The sequence below is a fragment of the Acinetobacter sp. F9 genome, assembly GCF_019195275.1.
In the GTDB taxonomy this organism is placed as follows: Bacteria; Pseudomonadota; Gammaproteobacteria; order Pseudomonadales; family Moraxellaceae; genus Acinetobacter; species Acinetobacter pseudolwoffii.
In genome coordinates, this window is sequence record NZ_CP078068.1 from 702,480 (window position 1) to 721,257 (window position 18,778).

Here is an 18,778-nt window from a genome sequence, read left to right on the forward strand (position 1 = left end):
CGTCGCAAATTATTTGAAATATATTTGAATTAAGGAGAAATTGTGGGCTTTGATTTTAATTTTAAGCGCATTTATTGATTAAATATTGCAAAATGATTAAAAGCTTCGCATGATTAGCACAATTTCACAGGATCTTATAAGTATTTATGAAATCTGAACGTGGCATGGGGTTTTTTGCCTTAATTTTCTCGATTTTAGTCATTTCCATCTTTGTCGTATTTAGTATTTACCTGATTAAATTAGATAATATTGTACGCGAAAAATTTGAAGGTCAACGCTGGGATATTCCGGCGAAAGTTTTCGCACGTCCAATGGAAGTGTACGTCAATGCCCCAGTCAGTCAGCAGGATTTCCAACAAGAATTAAAATTACTCGGTTATAAAAACTCGGATAGTTATGCCAAGTCGGGCAATTTTGTCACTACGGGAAATACTTTATATGTACATACCCGTGGCTTTGATTTTGGTGATCGGGTTGAACCGGAACAAGTTCTGAAAGTGAGTTTTAATGCTAACCAAGTGACTGAGGTCAGCGCCACCAAGCCATCTTCTAGCGGTATTGCCCGACTGGAACCCTTATTGATTGGTGGAATTTATCCACAGCATAACGAAGACCGGGTACTGATCAAACTGAATAAAGTGCCTAAACCATTGATCGAAGCGCTCATCGCAACTGAAGACCGTAAATTCTATGAACACCATGGCGTATCTCCACGCGGTATTGCACGTGCTGTTGTCAGTAATATTACCGGTGGCAAACGTCAGGGTGGCTCGACTTTAACCCAGCAACTGGTGAAAAATTTCTATTTAACGCCTGAGCGTACCTTAAAGCGTAAAGTCAATGAAGCCTTTATGGCCATGCTGGTTGAATTACATTATGACAAGAATGAAATTCTGGAAGCTTATCTAAATGAAGTGAATCTCGGCCAAAATGGTAACTATTCAATTAATGGTTATGGCTTGGCTTCTCAGTTTTATTTTGGTCTGCCACTGCGTGAACTGAATATTTCCCAGCAGGCTTTTTTAGTCGGTCTGGTACAAGGCCCGAGTCTATATAACCCATGGCGTAATCCTGAAAGTGCGAAAAAACGTCGTGATATCGTCCTGAATAATATGCTGGTGATGGGCTATCTAAGCCAAGAACAATATGAAAAAGAAACCGCACGTCCATTGAACGTGATTTCAAAACCAACCTTGGGCCCTGCACGTTTCCCGGACTTCCTGGATATTGTGCGTCGTCAATTACGCACTGACTATCAGGAAACTGACCTGACCAATCAGGGTCTGCGTATTTTCACCACGCTGGATCCTTTGGCTCAAACCCGAATTCAGGACAGTTTTAAGCAGACAGTCGCACGTTTAACCAAATCTAATCCGGGCCGTTTAAAAGACTTGCAGGGTGCAGTTTTGGTATCGCATCCGGAAAATGGTGAACTGGTTGCAGCAGTCGGCTCGACTCAAGACTTTACCGGTTTTAACCGTACAGTAGATGCCAAACGTCAGGTGGGTTCATTATTAAAGCCTGTGATTTACCTGAGTGCACTGGAATCAAATCGTTACCATTGGGCCAGTCCGATTGAAGACAGTGAAATTAGTGTACAAAGTGATGGTAAGACCTGGACGCCGAAAAACTACAGTGGCCGTGGACATGGTGTCGTACCGATGTCACAAGCGCTGTCACAATCCTATAACCTGTCTACTGTACGTTTAGGACAAGAATTTGGTCTGTCTACCTTTATTAATCATCTGAAAAAATTTGGCGTCACTTCCGATATTCCATCCTATCCGTCTATTTATTTAGGTGCGGTGGATATGTCGCCAATGGAGGTGATGAATATTTATGGTAACTTCGCCACAGGTGGCTTTAAATATCCAACCAAGTCAATTCGTTCTGTGGTCGATGCCAATGGACGGATACTCGACCGTTATAGCTTAAGCGTACAACCGACCATTGACCCGGCTTCAGCCTATGCCCTGAATTATGGCCTGCAACAGGTCATGTCGAGTGGTACAGGCCGCGCAGCTTATAACAGTCTGCCGAGTAATCTGAATCTTGCAGGTAAATCAGGCACCACCAATGATAGCCGTGATTCATGGTTTGCCGGTTATTCAGGTAACTATATGACGGTGGTCTGGCTCGGTCTGGATGACAATAAAGTCACTGGCCTAACCGGTTCCTCGGGTGCTCTTCCGGTCTGGATCAATGTCATGAAACAGCTCCGCCAGAAACCTGTCAATCTGCCACAACCCAATGAAATTCAATGGCATTGGCTGGATCGTTATACCGGTCATTTATCTGCCCAAGGTTGTGAAGGTGCCATGTATATTCCGATTTCACGTCATGCCTTGCCAAATCAGGCCACCGCCTGCGGTATCTCCCAATATGTGACTGAACCTTACGATATCGATTCAGAACCTCAGTCATCTGATGCCGAACAGGACGATATCAGTCGTTATATACAAGAAAGTGAAACAGAAATAGAACGAGATCTCGCGAATGAAACCCGTATTATCTCGAGTGGAAGTTATAGCCATTAATTGAGTCTATGTTTATGTTACAAAAAATCATCCCTGGCCTGCTCATCCTCAGTTTGGTGGGCTGCCAAAGCTTTCCTGAGCCAGAGCCAGCTGCTCCAGCCAAACCTGCAACAGAAAAGCCTAAACCACAGACCCCAGACGGCGTCGTGATTACGCCTTATGACCGTCCTGAAATCAAACGCCAGAAAATTGTAATTCCTGAGCAAAAGCCTAAAAACCAGAAATTTGATGATGGCCGTAATCTGCCTGCTTTCAAGCGTCTTATGCAGCAAACCCAGCAGGCCTATGCCAAACAGCAATTTTCTCAAGCTGAAACCGCAGCTGTACAAGCCCAACGCCTAGCACCTCAAGCGCCTGAAACTTACCTGTATTTAGGCATGATTGCGAACCGCAAAAACCAGCCTGCACGTGCAGATGCTTTTGCATTACGTGGTCTGAGCTATGCGCAATCGAATGCGATGAAGAAACAGCTCTGGCAGGTTCGTTTAAAGGCTGCACAACAGCAAAAAGACACCAAAGCAATTCAAAACGCCCAGCAGGCTTTAAAAGGACTTTAGTCTCTGTCTAAATGCTTACTAATGGAAAGCAGCTTACCTAGATATTGCGTATACCGGCAATACCGTAAGCATGCTGGCTCTGTGCATAGCTCAGATCTTCTGTTTTCAGCCCGCCCAAAGCGAAAACCGGAATCTGTACCTGTGCTGCCATCTGTTTAAATTGTTCCCAGCCTAGTGGCGAAGTATCCGGGTGCGTTTGTGTTGCAAGTACAGGACTGAGCAAAGCCGCTTCACAGCCCACCTGCTCAGCCTGCTGTAATGCCGCCAGATCATGACAGGCTGCAATATAACGATAACCTCGCATCAACTGGCCGGGTTGCACAGCCATTAATTGCGATTGTTTCAAGTGAATGCTTCGAATCGTTTGCTGCTGTAATTCATTGAGCTGTGACCAGAGTTCCTGATTAATCATGAGCTTGGAAAGCTGTTCAATCGGAAGCTGTTGTAATTGTATGACCCGTTCAGGTGTGATTTCAACGCGCCAATATAGCATCTGATCTGGATCAAGTTGATGTAAAATCGCCAGATCATCTGCGATCTTGATACGTTGTGGCCATTGCAGCTTTTGCAGCATGGACTGGTTGGCTTTGGGAAAATTCAGACTGCTCAGCTGTTCACGCGCATACCAGCTCCAGGGTGGTTGAATTCCTGACAATTGTGACTCAGACACTGACGCATGAAATATATGTAGGTTGACAATGACATCTTCATATTCATGACAGATAAAATCGAATGCATGCCACTGATCCAGATCAATCCCGACCTCTTCCAGCACTTCACGTCGACAGGCTTCAACCGGTTGCTCACCCGATTCTACTTTTCCACCTGGAAATTCATATTTGTTGCCTTGATGCTGACTGGCTTCTCGCCACCCCACAAGCACTTGATTTTTATGAAATAAGATTGAAATCGCAACATGAATATTGGGTTTAGACATCATTTTACTGCACTCGAAGTTTTACAGATTGTAAGCAAATTGCTCTATTTTATAAATTACAGAATTATTCATTGACAGACCTATTCGATAATGATTATCATTTAAATCAATCCAGAACAGATACCACGGAGTCGATGGAATGAACGCACCTTTTAGCTTGTTTAGCCGTAATAACGATAGCCATCATGCACTACCCATGCTGCACTCAAATAATCTTTTCGCACTTGGGCGTGAAATTAGAATTATGCATGCTGGTGAAGAATACCGTTTACGCCTGACCCGTAATAATCGCCTGATCCTCACAAAATAACGATAACACTCTAATCATAATAAACGTGGGAACCAGCAGTATGAATCAGCGCATACTGCTTTTTTAGCGAACTGAATTAAGATTTGGCAAAACTGAGTATAACTTTCAGTCCACCCAAATCAGAGGCCGCAATCTCAATTTCTGCTGCGTGTAATTGCATAATTTTACGGCAAATCGACAACCCCAAACCCGACCCTGAGGTACGTGTGCCTAAAGCACGATAAAACCGTTCTCCCAGATGTACCAATACTTCCCGTGCTATGCCTGTTCCCGAATTTTCAATCACTAAGCGCAAACGCCCTGCGGCATCAACATCTGTTTTTATCTCAATCCTACCTCGTTCTGGGGTATAGCGAATTGCATTATCCACCAAGTTACGAATGCAGCTAAAAATTAATTCTGCATTTGCCATGATCTGGCCGTCGTCTATGCTCAGCTGCCATTTGATCTGTTTCTCTGCGGCAAAAGGCTGCAAGGCCTGTAATACCTCCTGAACAATCATTTTCAGATTTACGGCCTGTTGCGGCAACTGCTCTGCTTTTTCAGGATCCAGACGTGCCAATAAGAGTAAATTCTCCAGCACTTGCGTACCACGATTGACATCATTTTGAATCAGTTGCAGGGCTTGCGGCAACTGGGCATCATGCTGATATTGACGTTTCAATACCTGCAAACGCATCTGAATGGCAGAAAGCGGCGAGCGTAATTCATGCGATGCATCGGCAGTAAAGCGCTGTTCGGCCAGCAGTGATTTTTCCAGCCGGTTCAGCATGGCATTTAACTGCTGCACAATCGGTTGCAATTCCGTGATTTCAGGATCTGGACTGTTGACCGGACTTAAATCTTCGGCCGACTTGGAACCTATGGCGCGGGAAATATTGTTTAAAGGCCGTAATTGACGTTTCACCCCCACATGCAAAATCAGCCATTGCAATAACCAGAGCAGGAGTAAAATTCCGGCAAAGCTTAAGGTGGTTTGCCATAATTCATTAAAACGTACCGATAAAGGCTGCAGCACTTTGACCTGCAATCCTTCATCTTCCGCAATCAAAATCCGGATAAAACGGCCATTTTCATAGGCGAACTGAAAGCCACTTGGTTCATCTGCCTGTAGGCTGTTGAGCAAGTCATCCTCGATAGAGGTGGTCAAAACATCCTGATTGAGCAACAGCGCATATTGAATATCGAATTGCTCACTGATTTCATCGACCTGATCGCCTTCGGCCTGTCTGACATCCCCAAGTAATAACTCGGCAATCTGTTCCATCAAATCGTCATGCAGCTGAATCGCCTGATAACTGGAAATCCCGAGCAGCAGCAACCATGCCAATACTCCTGCCAGTATGGAGCTGAGCATGGCATTCTTGATCAGGCGGGTTTGCAGGGAGACGGGTGCAGACATATTTATGCCTCAGGTTTATGCATGCGATAACCCAGGCCACGAATGGTTTTAATCATCTGGCTGCCAATTTTTTTACGCAGTTGATAAATAAACACTTCAATGGCATTACTTTCAATTTCATCACCCCAGGCATATAGCGATTCTTCCAGTTGCTCGCGGGTAATGATATGTTCCGGCTGCTGCATCAGTTTATATAAAATCTGAAATTCTTTCGCGGTCAGACCAATTGCCTGACCAGCCTTATTCAGAGCCTTGGCCTGGGTGTCCAGACTTAAATCCTGCCATTTCAGAATATGATTTGGCGTTTTCTGTTTCAGTCTTAACTGCGCACGCACCCGGGCGGAAAGCTCTTCCAGGCTAAAAGGTTTGACCAGATAATCATTGGCACCAAGATCCAGTCCCTCAACCCGATCATCAATACTGTCCCGGGCGGTAATAAAAATTACCGGTGTATCTTTCTGTATGCTGCGCAGGCTTTTTAGAATATCGTCTCCCGTTGCATTGGGAAGTCCACGATCCAGTAACACGCAGTCATAGTGATGTTGTTCGATGGCCAAAATGGCATGATCGCCACGCTCGACCCAGTCAATCACATAGCCGTCCATTTCCAGCCAGGTCTGAATACTTTCTGCCTGAGACTGATCATCTTCTGCCAAAAGAATACGCATGCTGTGCTCCGCTTTGCCAATCTCTCTATCTTGCCCTGAAAAATCTCCAGACTCAAAAAAACCACATGCTTTTTTGTATGATTTGCATGTGGTTTTTTACAACCCTCGAATCCAGAGCAAGCTTCAGATTCAATTCAGCTGTTCATATTAAAATTAGAAACGAAGCTGCTCGACATCAATTTCAACGCGTTTTGCCGGTTTGTAATCAATATCCACTTCACCAATAATGGTCACTGGGGTTTTGGCGGAAATCGGTTTGCCCTGCCAAAGTTCATCATCAATTTCTACGGTGATGCTGCCGGTGCTGTCACGGAACTGATATTTTTCATCACCGACCGCTTTAACCACATAGCCTTTAAGCTGAACATTGCTATCATCTTTCATGCCCAAAGCCTGTTTAACGGTAGTGACTTGAGCAAAAGCGGCCTGATTTACCACGGGCTGATTCACAGTTTCGTTACTCGCTACAGCTGCTGTCGCGATTGAACCCATCAGGGTGGCTGCTAAAACGGTATTCATCATCATTTTCATTACATATACCTCTATGTGTATCTGTGCTTGGTTTCGATAATGCAATTAAAACAGCCGAAGATGAGCTGAATCTTAAGAAACCCTCATTTTCAAAAATTAATTTAAGGGCACCACTCTCAAGACTTCTTCCAGTGTGGTCATTCCTTCCATGACTTTACGTGCGCCGGCAATACGCAATGGTTCTACCCCTTCTTTTTTGGCCTGCTGGCGTAACTGGTTCAAATTGGCATCGGCCCCAATCAACTGCTTGGTTTCCAGACTCAGGGGCATAAATTCATAAATCCCGACACGACCTTTATAACCGGTATGACGGCATTCCTCACAACCTACGGCTTTAAAAACAAATTCCGGACGCGGTAAAGGATAGTCTGCCGCCAGATGCTGCCATTCCTGTTCATTCAGGAAGCTTTCCTGCTTGCAGTGTGGGCAGAGTTTACGCACCAGACGCTGCGCCAATACCCCGAGAATGGTGGCTGCGGTCAGAAAAGGTTGCACGCCCAGATCATGCAAACGGGTCAGACTCGACGGCGCATCATTGGTATGTAGGGTAGATAACACCAGATGCCCGGTGAGTGCCGCCTGGATCGCCATATTGGCCGTATCCTGATCACGAATCTCACCGACCATGATAATGTCCGGATCCTGACGCATCAGCGCGCGCACGCCATCGGCGAAGCCCAGTTCAATACCATTATTGACCTGCATCTGGTTGAAACTCGGTTCCAGCATCTCGATCGGATCTTCAATAGTACAGACGTTGACCTGTTCCGTCGCCAGCTGCTTCAAGGTCGAATACAGTGTTGTGGTTTTACCAGAACCAGTTGGCCCGGTGACCAGAATGATGCCGTGACTGTGACTGGTCAGATTATTCCAGTCATTGAGTAAATGCCCTTCAAAACCGAGTTGCTGAAAACTTCTGACCAGAACTTCCGGATCGAAAATACGCATCACCAGTTTTTCGCCAAATGCGGTCGGCAAGGTCGACAGACGCAATTCGGTTTCCTGTCCTTTCGGCGTTCGGGTTTTCAGACGGCCATCTTGTGGCTTGCGCTTTTCTGCCACATTCATCCGGCCCAGAATCTTGATCCTGGAAATCACCGCTGTCAGCGTATTGGCCGGCATGTTATAAATGGTATGCAACACCCCATCGATTCGAAAGCGAATCTTGCCCGTACCTTTGCGCGGTTCCATATGAATATCACTGGCACCCTGCTCAAAGGCAAATTGCAGCACCCAGTCCACCAGTTTGACAATATGCTGGTCATTGGCATCCGGATTTTGCGAATCACCCAGTTGCAGCAAGGCTTCGACGCCTTTGTTTTCCCGGTCATAGGCCGAGGATTTTTGTGAGCCACTGACTGCACGGCTGACCTGATAATATTCGACAATATATCGTTGTAACTGTTCTGGATTCAGCAGCACCCGTTGGATTTTTTTCGGGGAAATATTCTGTTCGAGATTAGAGACCCATTCAGTCTTATACGGCTGATCGGTCGCGATCAGGACTTTATCGGCCTGAATCTCAACGGCCAGAATATGGTTGCGTAGTGCATATTCCTGTGACATGACATGGGTCAATGCCTGTACGTCCGCTTTTAAAGGATCGATGATATAGAACATTAATCCGGTTTTTTCGGCCAGCCACTGACATAAGCGGTTCAAGGTCAATGTGGTTTGCGGATGGGATTGATCAATAAGATTGAAGTTGGCCAGCCACTGTAAAGGATGCCATTTTAATTGTTCACGTTGACGATGGGTGGTCTGTACCAGCATCCGGTCACGTTCACTGATTTTGCCATCTTTAAACAGTTGGTCTAAACACCAGGCAGTATCAATTTCAAAGTCAAATTTCATTGTTATCAATCCCCAAATCTGCCTTCACTATAACAAGTTTTTGTTATTTTTCGCATTAGCCAGTTAGCAATGTCAGTCACTTTTGCTGAATGGATTTAAAAATACTGGGATGCCTCGACCGTTATTCAATCTTTACTGTATTTCCAGCTTGCCGCGCTCTAGAAGAATCGCCTATATTTCAAACAGCATGTTTTGTTAGGTGGCTGAGGTGAAACTTGGATTTTAGCGCGATACCCCTGAATAGCAGTAGCTCTTTTCAGGAGTTTCTGTCCATCCTGACGGCGGCTTTGGGCTGTGGTTTGTTAATTGGCCTGGAACGAGAGCGTCATAAACAACGTGAACAGCAACCCAGTTTTGCCGGTTTACGCTCTTTTGCCATCTGTGCCTTATTGGGTGCGCTATGCTTCCTGTTCAGTATAAGTATTGGACTTGCTGGTGCGCTAATTGTTGGGGGAATGGTGATTTTTTCAATCCGAAATCAGCCTGAAGATCCTGGAATTACCACAGAACTGGCGTTCATCATGACATATTTCATTGGGGCAATCTGCCTGTGGAACATTCCGCTGGCTGCCGGGCTCGCGGTCATATTGACGATTATTCTGATGGCCAAACATTCCATGCATCATCTTGCCGGGCAATGGATCACTGAAGCAGAATTTAGAGATGGACTGTTATTACTGGCACTGATTCTGATCGGTCTGCCTCTGACACCTGATACGCCTTTATGGGGAGAAGTCCTCAATCCGCACCTGATCTTGAGATTACTGACTTTAATTCTGGTGGTACAGGCACTTGCTCACGTGGCCAAGCGGCTTCTTTCCACTAAAAATGCCCTCATGCTCTCCTCCCTTGCTTCGGGCTTTGTCTCGAGTACCGCGACTATTGCCCATTTGGGTCTACAGGTACGTAAAGGTGAAGTCGATGCCAAATCCAATGCTGGTGCAGCCCTCATGTCCTGTATTTCGACACTGGTATTGCTCTTTATTGTTGTGGGAGGCGTTTCATGGAGCTGGCTTAAAATTCTGCTTGTCCCCTCTTTGGTTGCGATGGTGTTATTGGCGGCCTGTGCATTTCTGCTGTTACGCAAAGCCAGGTCACCGGAACAACCTGAAAAGGAACAAGATAGCCAGATATTTAGCCTTAAAGAGGCCGTCATTATTGCGGTTACGCTGACCCTGATTCAGGCTGGAGTATACGGTCTTGAACTTTGGCTTGGAAATGCTGGCTTGCTGGCCGGGACTTTGCTTGCTTCTTTGTTCGAGATTCATGCAGCTATGGCCAGTGTGGTCATTCAAGGTGATCCGTCCAATACCCGCCTGATTTATGCCCTACTTTTGGGGCTAGGTGCTCATGCTTTAGCCAAATCAGTCAATGCAGCGATAACCGGTGGCTTTAAATTTGCCCTGTACTTTGTTCCAGTACAGATTCTGCATATGGCAGTGTTGATTGGTCTGTTGTGGTGGATGGTTTTTTGATTATTAAGTATATTTAAATATTTAATTTTTATATATTTTGCAAGTTTAATTTTGATGTTTACTGATTATAATCAGTTCGCTTTACTTTTAAAAAACAATTTTATTACTATAATTTTTATAGGGACTTTTTATGAAATTTAAGAATTTATCACTCGCAATTTTTAGTGCATTCATGCTAAGTGCTTGTGGTGGGGGCTCATCTTCGTCTGATTCAAATTTTGGAACTGGAACTGGAACTGGAACTGGAACTGGAACTGGAAATACTACAACAAATGATTCTGAATGGTCTGCCTATTCTCCTTCATATTTTACTGGGTCCGATTATTTATTCGACAAAATCACTTTTACAAGTAAAGGTGATACGCAGTATGTTCGGGTAGACTATTTAAGCAACCGAAAAGATATGGAAAATCTTGATATAAATGAATTGTATATTTTTGGGGATTACTTAACCAATGAAGGTCTGTACGAATTAGAGTTAAATAAAGATCCCGAATTAGGCTACAAAATTGGATCACTTCTAAAAAACTCGATGACTGAGAAAACTTATATTCCATCCTCTAAAATTGGACATACAGGCCTTCAATTAACTGAAAAATATGATTTAGTCGATTTATCCGGTAAACCATTGAGTGAATATATAGATACTTATCTGTATCTAGTCTCTTCCGAACCTAAGCTGAATAATTATGGTGATTTCGGAACCCGTTACCTTTCAAAACTTAAAGGCAAGACATTTCCAAGTGGCTCAAAATGCTTAAGAGGATTAAGTTTATCTTCGAGTAAAGACTTCATTCTGATGTATAAAAATCCCTATGAGACTTCTGATAGTTTCCAAGACATATTCTCTGAGGGATATAAAACTGTAAACTTAGGCGGTTATAAGGCTTTCATCTCGAATTCAATTTACCCAAATGAATATATGAGTGCTCTTGTACAAGTTGATAATAAATATCGCATGGGTGAATACAATAAAGCAGGCACTTATTACTCTTTAAATAAAGAAATCGAACTTGAAACACAAATTTTAAAAGAACTTAAGTCTGATAAAATTACGGATGCAGAGGAAATTTTAGAAAGAGAGTTATATATTCAATCATTACAAAAAGAATGTACTGTTTTCAACTCCACTGCAAGTAAAGAGATTGATAAATACAGTGTAATGTAATTCATCTAGATCAATTTTTTGGGGGAATATTTCCCCCTAAAAATTTTAAACCTCAATGATCTGGACATAGTTCAGATTAACTTTAAACTTCACATCTAAATCCGCAAATTTCATTCCATAAATCCGCCCCTCATCATCCTGATAAGCCGGTCTTGGATCTAAAGACAAAACCTGTTCAAGTTCTTGAACAAGCTGTACAGAAATTTTCCCATTTAACAGTAACTGCTGTTTCTGCTGCTCTGCCTGTTCGGTCCAGATGACGCTCTTACGATCAGGCTCATCCTGCGCATAGGCACTCTGTGCATCAATTATGGCATCTGAATATTGAATATAAGGCTTGATATCTACAATCGGCGTTCCATCCAACAAATCACTTCCATTCAGATAAACCCGTACGTTCTTGCCGACCTTTTTAACTTCTTTAAGTTGCACCACGGAGAGACCTATGGGCGACGGGCGATACATGCTTCGGGTGGCAAATACGCCGATCTTCTGGTTACCGCCTAAACGTGGTGGACGTACCTGAGGACGGAATTTATTGGTATCCTGATGTTTATTTTCATGAAATTGCCAGATCAACCAGAGATGACTAAAGGCCTCAATTCCTTCAAATGCCAACAGGTCATTATAGGGACCGACCATTTCAATATAGCTTTCAACCTGAACCAGATTGGGCTGACGAGGAATGCCAAATTTTTCTTGGTAGGGAGAATGCATATAGCCAATTATCGGCAGTGTGAGTTCATTCATCATCACTTTTTTTGATAAGCTCAATTAAATATATTCAGTTTATAGAGAATGGATTTAGTTTAGAATAGCAAGCTGTTCTAATTTGATAATTTATTGAGACCTTTAATGGCTGCTTTTAACGTCGAAAAGATTACTCACGTCCACCACTGGAATGATACTTTATTCTCTTTTAAAACGACTCGCGACACTGCTTTACGTTTTAAAAACGGTCAGTTTGTAATGATCGGCCTTGAAGTCAATGGCAAGCCCTTAATGCGTGCATATTCAATTGCAAGTGCCAACTACGAAGAAGAGTTAGAGTTTTTCTCAATTAAAGTGCCGGATGGCCCACTGACTTCCATTCTACAAAAAGTAAAAGTCGGCGATGACATCCTGATTTCTAAAAAACCGACAGGTACTTTGGTGCTAGATGACCTGAACCCAGGCAAAAACTTGTATCTTCTGTCTTCAGGCACTGGCCTTGCACCATTCTTAGCGACCATCCGTGATCCTGAAACTTATGAACGTTTTGAAAAAATCATTATCGTGCATGGTACCCGTTTCATTTCTGAACTGGCTTATCAAGATTTGATTTTGAATGAAGTACCAAATCACGAATTCTTCTCTGAACTCGGCGCGAAAGAAAAATTAGTGTACTACCCGACTGTGACGCGTGAAGAATATCCGAACCAAGGTCGCGTTACGACTGCAATTGAAACCGGCGAACTGTTTGAAAAAATTGGTCTGCCACGTTTTAACCCGGAAACGGATCGCGCTATGCTGTGTGGTAGCCCAGCCTTCCTCGACGATGTGGCTGCACTTCTTGACCAACACGGTCTAAAAGAGTCACCTAAAATGGGTGTTCTAGGCGATTACGTGATTGAACGTGCATTTGTGGAAAAATAAAATCTGATTTTAGATGATCAGAATTAAAAAAACCGAAGCTTGAAGCTTCGGTTTTTTGATTTGAATCGGAGTTAAAAAATTAACGATCACGACCTTCCTGATTGGCAGAACCAGAACAGCCTGCGCCACCACCAATGATAAAACCACTCTCTGCCTTACATGAACCGATCATACGGCCATGCGAGTCAAATGTAGTCACTGTCGATGCACAGCCTGTTAATACCAGTGCCAGTGCAATAAGTGCTGATAATTTCATGATATTCCCCTGTATTCTTTATGGCTTTAAATTAATCTGGTTTTGACTTGGCAGTGCTGGCAACAAACCCGTCTTGGCATCCACGCTATTGTAATTCACACCCATCGCATTACCTGAACCACCACAATGGGCACTTGCAGTTGAAAGCAGACCGCGTGTTGCTTTACATGATCCAATCACCTGACCGGTGGCATCATAAGTGATGACCATAGAGCTACAGCCCGTCATCAGCACCATGGCCGCAAGTGAAAGTAGTTTTATGAAGTTCATTGTCCCCCCTCAAAAACAATAAAAATTAAATGGTTAAGTTATATTGCTATTCTATAAATTTCGCGGATGATTCTTTCTAAAATTAGTGGATTTGTAAAGCTTTATTTTTCATCTATTTAAAATATACAGGCCATAAAAAAGCTGCCCGTTAAGCAGCTTTTTTAGGATTAAAACTTAAATATTCAGAATCAGGCTGACTCATGTCCTAATGCCCGTTCTGCCAGTGCCTGCTTCACAATCTGATAACCCGCAGTTAAACCAAGACTCGCCATAATCATCGCCACTATTATATCTGGCCACAGACTGCCTGTACCAAAAACCCCGACTGCTGCCAGAATCACGGCAGCATTGCCAATGGCATCATTTCGGCTACACAGCCAGACTGACCGCATATTGGAATCACCTTCGCGAAAGGCATAGAGAATGACTGCCGTAAATACATTTGCCAGCAATGCCAGTACGCCAATCAAGCCCATGGTCAGTGCCTCTGGCGGAATGCCTTGCAGATAGGCATAAATGACTTTTCCCATGATCACCAGGCCAAATAAGGCCATGGTCATTCCCTTGAGTAAAGCGACTGTTGCGCGCCAGTACAGACTTGCACCGATGACCGCCAAAGAGACGCCATAATTGACGGCATCACCAAAGAAGTCCAAGGCATCTGCCCACAAAGCCGATGAATGTGCATAGGCCCCACCAATCAGTTCTACCACAAATAAAGTCAGGTTCACCACCAAGGCAATCCATAACGCCGTTCTAAACTTACTGTCAGGTTTGGGTGGAGCAGGTTCATGACTACAGCTACAGGCCATGTTGATCTTCCATACTTTCGTGCAAAAAATGAGTTAAAATAATTAGAAACTATGGACTAACTCCAAGGTCAAGCAGGAGCGAGCAATGTCAGTTTATTTAATTTCAGAAATAGCCAAAAAGACTGCTTTAAGCACAGATAGCATTCGCTTTTATGAGAAGAAAGGCTTGATACAGCCGAATTTTCGAGCAAGTAATCGCTATCGTTATTATGGTGAAGAAGCCCTGAAAAGGCTGCTTTTTATCAAACGCTGTCGTGCTTTGGACATGTCCTTAAAAGAGATTGAAGCCCTGATTAAACTCGAACAGAATCCGCAGCAGGAATGTAGTGCAGTGAATCAGCTGATTGACCGGCACTTAGAAGATATATCCAGAAAAATTAAGGAATTACAGTTGTTTCAACAACAACTCAGTACACTTCGTCAAAGTTGCAATATTCCGACCACCATTGATCATTGCCAGATTTTAAAAACACTCGAGCAGACCGAAACTCATTGAATATTGAGCCATTGTTATTGCTATATTTCACTCAAAATAAAACACTCATTTTCACCCAAACAGCCTATTTCCGAGTGATTTACTAGGTTGAATCCAAATTTTAGATGACTAAAATAAAGCCGTACTTTTTATATGTCTTTCGATTTGATCATGAGCATCACAACCGTTACTGAACTTCTATCTCCTGCCGGTTCACTGAAAAATATGCGCTATGCTTTCGCTTATGGTGCAGATGCAGTCTATGCAGGTCAGCCGCGTTATAGTTTGCGCGTTCGTAACAATGAGTTTGATCATGACAATCTGGCGATTGGCATTCAGGAAGCCCATGATCTGGGTAAAAAATTCTATGTCGTGGTCAATATCCAGCCGCATAATTCCAAACTGAAAAATTTTATTCGTGACCTGGAACCGGTGGTCGCGATGCAACCCGATGCCCTGATCATGTCCGATCCGGGTCTGATCATGATGGTGCGCGAGCATTTTCCAGAAATGGATATTCATCTGTCTGTGCAAGCCAATGCAGTGAATTGGGCAACGGTAAAATTCTGGAAAAATATGGGACTCACGCGCGTGATTCTGTCACGTGAATTATCGATTGAAGAAATTGCTGAGATTAAACAGCAAGTACCGGAGATGGAGATTGAGGTTTTCGTACATGGTGCGCTGTGCATGGCTTATTCTGGCCGTTGCATGCTATCTGGCTACATGAACAAGCGTGATGCCAATCAGGGTGCATGTACCAACGCCTGTCGCTGGGAATACAAAGTTCTGGAAGCTCAGGAAGATGAAACTGGTGATGTCATTCCGCTAAAAAATCTTGATTCTGGCTGCTGTTCTCACAATGCGGATGAACAGCACATGCAAGCGCAGCATCAATTTAATGAACCGGTATTATTGCAACGCAACGATGAAGATATGTTTGCTGCCGAAGAAGATGAACACGGCACTTATTTCATGAATTCCAAAGACCTGCGTGCGGTACAGCATGTTGAACGCTTGATCAAGGTTGGGGTGCATTCGCTCAAGATTGAAGGTCGGACCAAATCTTATTTCTATTGTGCCCGTACCGCCCAGATTTATCGTAAAGCGATTGATGATGCGCTTGTCGGAAAATCTTTTGATTCATCTTTAATGACACAACTCGAAGGTCTGGCAAATCGTGGCTATACCGAAGGTTTCTTGCGCCGGCATGTACATAGTGAATATCACAACTATGAAAATGGTTCATCCAGTTTCGATCATCAGCAGTTCTGTGGCGAAGTACTGGAACGCAATGCGGATTACATCAAAATTGATGTGAAAAACCGCTTTGTCGTTGGTGATTCACTGGAGCTGATGACCACTCAAGGCAACATCAGCTTCACTTTAACTGAAATAAAAGATAAAAAAGGTAACCTGATTAAAGATGCCAAAGGCTCAGGTCACATTGTCGAAATTCCGGTTCCGGCAGATGTCGATATGACCTATGCCCTACTGATTCGCAACTTGCCCACATCAACCGCAGATATTTCGGCATCTTCACTGGCTTATCAGGCGAGTTAAACATGGCATTGCTGATTACTGACAAATGCATCAATTGTGATATGTGTTTGCCCGAATGTCCCAATGATGCGATTTATGAGGGCGCAAAAATCTATGAAATTGATATCAATCGCTGTACAGAATGTGTCGGTTTCTATGAGCATCAGACCTGTGTGGATGTCTGTCCAATTGAGTGCATTATTCCACATCCGCAACACCGGGAAACAAAGAACCAATTGATGGAAAAATTTAAAGCTTTGAATTTATTCCAATCTTAAACTGTGAATGCAGTATTGGAACAAATATTGCAATGAGTAAAAATAACCTTGGGGAAGGCTGAATAAGAAGAATCAAAACAAAAACAGTACAGAGGAAAGAAACAGTCAGAAGCATTTGGGGAGGCTTCTGGCTGATCTATAAAGAAGAAAAACAAGGATAAAAACAAAAAAAGGAACTCTGGTGTTAGCGTCCGGAGTTCCTATAAAAAGGTATAACAAAGATAATCGGAATAGAGCATCCAGGTTTTGGGGAACCTGGATGCTATTTTTTTACTGACCTGAACGGATGATGTAATCAAAGGCAGACAGTGATGCTTTAGCACCTTCGCCGGTGGCAATGATGATCTGCTTGTATGGCACTGTGGTACAGTCACCCGCCGCAAATACACCTTTGACATTGGTTTCATTGCGATCATTAATCATAATCTCACCACGGTTGCTCAGTGCAACTGGCGTTTCTTTCAGGAAATCGGTGTTTGGCAACAAGCCGATCTGTACAAAGATACCCGCCAGTTCCACCGTATGCTCTTCATCTGTAGCACGGTCTTTGTATTTCAGCGCCGTCACCTGTGCACCGTCACCGACCACTTCAGTCGACAAGGCATTTTTGATCACTGTGGTGTTCGGCAAGCTGTTCAATTTGTCTTGCAGTACCTGATCGGCACGTAACTTGGTATCAAACTCTACCAGGGTGACATGCTCCACAATACCTGCCAGGTCAATCGCCGCTTCTACACCCGAGTTACCACCACCAATTACTGCAACACGTTTGCCTTTGAATAAAGGACCGTCACAGTGTGGGCAGTAGGCTACACCACGAGTTTTGTATTCCTGCTCACCCGGAACATTCATCTCTCTCCAGCGCGCACCAGTCGACAGGATCACGGTTTTTGATTCAAGTTTGGCACCATTTTCAAGAGTCACTTCAACCAGACCATTGGCTGTTTCATCTGCACCTTTGATGTCAGAGACACGTTGCAGGTTCATGATGTCTACGCCATATTCACGTACATGTGCTTCCATCTCGGCTGCAAACTTCGGACCCTGGGTCTTTTGAACGGAGGTGAAGTTTTCAATGTCCATGGTATCCATGACCTGACCGCCCATGCGCTCAGCCACGATCCCTGTACGGATGCCTTTACGCGCTGCATAGATCGCAGAAGTATTCCCTGCAGGGCCACCACCAATCACCAGTACATCAAAGGCTTCTTTGGCATTGAGCTTTTCCGCATCTTTGGCAGCAGAGTTGGTATCCAGTTTCGCTACGATTTCTTCCAGCGTCATACGGCCTTGACCGATATGTTCATTGTCCTGGAAGACCATCGGTACGGCCATGATTTTGCGTTCTTCCACTTCATCCTGGAAAAATGCCCCATCAATCATGGTGGCTGTCGTACCCGGGTTGTAGATTGCAATCAGGTTTAATGCCTGAACCACATCCGGACAGTTATGACAGCTTAAGGATACGAATACATCAAAGTTTGATTGCACGCCTAGGCCTTTAATCGACTCCAGAACTTCATCTGATACTTTTGGTGCATAACCAGAGGTTTGCAGCAAGGCCAGAATCAGTGAGGTGAACTCGTGACCCATTGGCAGGCCTGCGAAGTAGACGCGTGGTTCTTCACCTGCTTTGGCAATACCGAAGCTTGGGGCACGTTGGTTTTTGCCATCAAAACGTGCAGTGACCAGATCGGATAATGCTGCGATTTCCTCAACCAGTTCTTTGATTTTTGCAGATTTGTCGGAATCGTTTAAGGTTGCAACCAGTTCGATTGGGCCTTCAAGGCGTTCCAAAAGTGTTTTTAATTGAGCTGAAGTATTTTGGTCTAACATTGCTAACGTCTCCAAAGGAGTAAATGTTTATTCGATGAAGCTATAGTAATACATGGATCAAAATAGTTAAAACAGTTTGTTTTTATACTATTGATCGATTTTATAGATTATTAATCTGATTAATAGATGTATCGCCATTTGTACTCAGGTTTAGGCTCTGCCCAATAAATTGCGTAGACTCACTTAAAAAATCATATACAAGTTTCAAGTGAAAATTGCCCCCTATTTAGGGGCA

At 43.8% G+C, this 18,778-nt stretch carries 19 protein-coding genes; 9 read left to right on the forward strand and 10 right to left on the reverse strand.

The window, feature by feature from the left end; all coding sequences use genetic code 11:
* Positions 1–146 precede the first annotated feature (146 nt).
* Complete coding sequence (gene mrcB, locus KT990_RS03405) at positions 147–2,537, forward strand: penicillin-binding protein 1B (protein WP_100355683.1); 2,391 nt, start codon at positions 147–149, stop codon at positions 2,535–2,537.
* Positions 2,538–2,551: 14 nt separating this feature from the next.
* The gene (locus tag KT990_RS03410) at positions 2,552–3,094 is read left to right on the forward strand and encodes a tetratricopeptide repeat protein (protein ID WP_218209167.1); all 543 of its coding nucleotides are present in this window, start codon (positions 2,552–2,554) and stop codon (positions 3,092–3,094) included.
* Positions 3,095–3,131: 37 nt separating this feature from the next.
* Here the strand turns inward: KT990_RS03410 and KT990_RS03415 are convergent, their stop codons facing one another.
* Positions 3,132–4,031, reverse strand: a complete 900-nt coding sequence (locus KT990_RS03415; RefSeq protein WP_180049250.1) for an NUDIX domain-containing protein — start codon at positions 4,029–4,031, stop codon at positions 3,132–3,134.
* A gap of 139 nt (positions 4,032–4,170) precedes the next feature.
* On the opposite strand from KT990_RS03415, the gene hemP reads away from it, so the two are divergent.
* Positions 4,171–4,341: a hemin uptake protein HemP gene (gene hemP, locus KT990_RS03420; protein WP_005170213.1), complete on the forward strand. Its 171-nt coding sequence runs from the start codon at positions 4,171–4,173 to the stop codon at positions 4,339–4,341.
* Positions 4,342–4,417: 76 nt separating this feature from the next.
* Here hemP and KT990_RS03425 read toward each other — a convergent pair whose 3' ends face one another.
* From KT990_RS03425 to KT990_RS03440, 4 genes are all read right to left on the reverse strand, one after another.
* Positions 4,418–5,743 carry a sensor histidine kinase gene (locus tag KT990_RS03425; protein ID WP_218209168.1) on the reverse strand — a complete coding sequence of 442 codons (1,326 nt, stop codon included), beginning with the start codon at positions 5,741–5,743 and terminating at the stop codon, positions 4,418–4,420.
* A 2-nt stretch (positions 5,744–5,745) separates the two neighbouring features.
* Complete coding sequence (locus KT990_RS03430) at positions 5,746–6,411, reverse strand: response regulator transcription factor (protein ID WP_005170211.1); 666 nt, start codon at positions 6,409–6,411, stop codon at positions 5,746–5,748.
* A 153-nt stretch (positions 6,412–6,564) separates the two neighbouring features.
* The gene (locus KT990_RS03435; protein ID WP_005097478.1) at positions 6,565–6,942 is read right to left on the reverse strand and encodes a NirD/YgiW/YdeI family stress tolerance protein; all 378 of its coding nucleotides are present in this window, start codon (positions 6,940–6,942) and stop codon (positions 6,565–6,567) included.
* Positions 6,943–7,038: 96 nt separating this feature from the next.
* Positions 7,039–8,796 carry a GspE/PulE family protein gene (locus KT990_RS03440; protein ID WP_100329022.1) on the reverse strand — a complete coding sequence of 586 codons (1,758 nt, stop codon included), beginning with the start codon at positions 8,794–8,796 and terminating at the stop codon, positions 7,039–7,041.
* Positions 8,797–9,011: 215 nt separating this feature from the next.
* Here KT990_RS03440 and KT990_RS03445 point away from each other — a divergent pair, with 215 nt between their 5' ends.
* A complete protein-coding gene (locus tag KT990_RS03445; protein WP_218209169.1) occupies positions 9,012–10,271 on the forward strand; it encodes an MgtC/SapB family protein in 1,260 nt (419 codons plus the stop codon).
* Between the two features lie 130 nt (positions 10,272–10,401).
* Positions 10,402–11,439, forward strand: coding sequence for a hypothetical protein (locus tag KT990_RS03450; RefSeq protein WP_218209170.1), 1,038 nt, complete (start codon positions 10,402–10,404; stop codon positions 11,437–11,439).
* Positions 11,440–11,484: 45 nt separating this feature from the next.
* Here KT990_RS03450 and tsaA read toward each other — a convergent pair whose 3' ends face one another.
* Positions 11,485–12,189: a tRNA (N6-threonylcarbamoyladenosine(37)-N6)-methyltransferase TrmO gene (tsaA, locus tag KT990_RS03455; RefSeq protein ID WP_218209171.1), complete on the reverse strand. Its 705-nt coding sequence runs from the start codon at positions 12,187–12,189 to the stop codon at positions 11,485–11,487.
* Between the two features lie 105 nt (positions 12,190–12,294).
* On the opposite strand from tsaA, the gene KT990_RS03460 reads away from it, so the two are divergent.
* Complete coding sequence (locus KT990_RS03460) at positions 12,295–13,074, forward strand: ferredoxin--NADP reductase (protein WP_005097483.1); 780 nt, start codon at positions 12,295–12,297, stop codon at positions 13,072–13,074.
* 79 nt (positions 13,075–13,153) lie between these two features.
* On the opposite strand, the gene KT990_RS03465 is transcribed toward KT990_RS03460, so the two are convergent.
* From KT990_RS03465 to KT990_RS03475, 3 genes are all read right to left on the reverse strand, one after another.
* Positions 13,154–13,330, reverse strand: a complete 177-nt coding sequence (locus KT990_RS03465) for a hypothetical protein (RefSeq protein WP_005097486.1) — start codon at positions 13,328–13,330, stop codon at positions 13,154–13,156.
* Positions 13,331–13,348: 18 nt separating this feature from the next.
* On the reverse strand, positions 13,349–13,600 hold the full coding sequence (locus KT990_RS03470) for a hypothetical protein (protein ID WP_005097487.1): 252 nt from the start codon (positions 13,598–13,600) through the stop codon (positions 13,349–13,351).
* A gap of 188 nt (positions 13,601–13,788) precedes the next feature.
* Positions 13,789–14,412: a cation transporter gene (locus tag KT990_RS03475; protein WP_100329024.1), complete on the reverse strand. Its 624-nt coding sequence runs from the start codon at positions 14,410–14,412 to the stop codon at positions 13,789–13,791.
* An 85-nt stretch (positions 14,413–14,497) separates the two neighbouring features.
* Between KT990_RS03475 and KT990_RS03480 the strand changes: the two genes are divergently transcribed.
* The 3 genes from KT990_RS03480 (at position 14,498) to KT990_RS03490 (ending at position 16,707) form a co-directional block, all read left to right on the forward strand.
* Complete coding sequence (locus KT990_RS03480; protein WP_218209172.1) at positions 14,498–14,908, forward strand: Cd(II)/Pb(II)-responsive transcriptional regulator; 411 nt, start codon at positions 14,498–14,500, stop codon at positions 14,906–14,908.
* Between the two features lie 150 nt (positions 14,909–15,058).
* Positions 15,059–16,450, forward strand: coding sequence for a tRNA 5-hydroxyuridine modification protein YegQ (gene yegQ, locus KT990_RS03485; protein ID WP_416378412.1), 1,392 nt, complete (start codon positions 15,059–15,061; stop codon positions 16,448–16,450).
* Positions 16,451–16,452: 2 nt separating this feature from the next.
* On the forward strand, positions 16,453–16,707 hold the full coding sequence (locus KT990_RS03490) for a YfhL family 4Fe-4S dicluster ferredoxin (protein ID WP_218209174.1): 255 nt from the start codon (positions 16,453–16,455) through the stop codon (positions 16,705–16,707).
* Positions 16,708–16,977: 270 nt separating this feature from the next.
* Here the strand turns inward: KT990_RS03490 and ahpF are convergent, their stop codons facing one another.
* Positions 16,978–18,543: an alkyl hydroperoxide reductase subunit F gene (ahpF, locus tag KT990_RS03495; protein WP_218209175.1), complete on the reverse strand. Its 1,566-nt coding sequence runs from the start codon at positions 18,541–18,543 to the stop codon at positions 16,978–16,980.
* Positions 18,544–18,778 lie beyond the last annotated feature (235 nt).

What these genes read in the sequence shown, in the direction of transcription:
- KT990_RS03480 (WP_218209172.1), top strand. Translation starts at nt 14,498, where the DNA reads ATGTCAGTTTATTTAATTTCAGAAATAGCCAAAAAGACTGCTTTAAGC.
- KT990_RS03440 (WP_100329022.1), bottom strand. Translation starts at nt 8,796, where the DNA reads ATGAAATTTGACTTTGAAATTGATACTGCCTGGTGTTTAGACCAACTG.
- KT990_RS03425 (WP_218209168.1), bottom strand. Translation starts at nt 5,743, where the DNA reads ATGTCTGCACCCGTCTCCCTGCAAACCCGCCTGATCAAGAATGCCATG.
- KT990_RS03470 (WP_005097487.1), bottom strand. Translation starts at nt 13,600, where the DNA reads ATGAACTTCATAAAACTACTTTCACTTGCGGCCATGGTGCTGATGACG.
- KT990_RS03430 (WP_005170211.1), bottom strand. Translation starts at nt 6,411, where the DNA reads ATGCGTATTCTTTTGGCAGAAGATGATCAGTCTCAGGCAGAAAGTATT.
- KT990_RS03465 (WP_005097486.1), bottom strand. Translation starts at nt 13,330, where the DNA reads ATGAAATTATCAGCACTTATTGCACTGGCACTGGTATTAACAGGCTGT.
- KT990_RS03410 (WP_218209167.1), top strand. Translation starts at nt 2,552, where the DNA reads ATGTTACAAAAAATCATCCCTGGCCTGCTCATCCTCAGTTTGGTGGGC.
- KT990_RS03460 (WP_005097483.1), top strand. Translation starts at nt 12,295, where the DNA reads ATGGCTGCTTTTAACGTCGAAAAGATTACTCACGTCCACCACTGGAAT.
- KT990_RS03415 (WP_180049250.1), bottom strand. Translation starts at nt 4,031, where the DNA reads ATGTCTAAACCCAATATTCATGTTGCGATTTCAATCTTATTTCATAAA.
- KT990_RS03475 (WP_100329024.1), bottom strand. Translation starts at nt 14,412, where the DNA reads ATGGCCTGTAGCTGTAGTCATGAACCTGCTCCACCCAAACCTGACAGT.
- yegQ (WP_416378412.1), top strand. Translation starts at nt 15,059, where the DNA reads ATGAGCATCACAACCGTTACTGAACTTCTATCTCCTGCCGGTTCACTG.
- KT990_RS03490 (WP_218209174.1), top strand. Translation starts at nt 16,453, where the DNA reads ATGGCATTGCTGATTACTGACAAATGCATCAATTGTGATATGTGTTTG.
- tsaA (WP_218209171.1), bottom strand. Translation starts at nt 12,189, where the DNA reads ATGAATGAACTCACACTGCCGATAATTGGCTATATGCATTCTCCCTAC.
- hemP (WP_005170213.1), top strand. Translation starts at nt 4,171, where the DNA reads ATGAACGCACCTTTTAGCTTGTTTAGCCGTAATAACGATAGCCATCAT.
- KT990_RS03450 (WP_218209170.1), top strand. Translation starts at nt 10,402, where the DNA reads ATGAAATTTAAGAATTTATCACTCGCAATTTTTAGTGCATTCATGCTA.
- mrcB (WP_100355683.1), top strand. Translation starts at nt 147, where the DNA reads ATGAAATCTGAACGTGGCATGGGGTTTTTTGCCTTAATTTTCTCGATT.
- KT990_RS03435 (WP_005097478.1), bottom strand. Translation starts at nt 6,942, where the DNA reads ATGAAAATGATGATGAATACCGTTTTAGCAGCCACCCTGATGGGTTCA.
- ahpF (WP_218209175.1), bottom strand. Translation starts at nt 18,543, where the DNA reads ATGTTAGACCAAAATACTTCAGCTCAATTAAAAACACTTTTGGAACGC.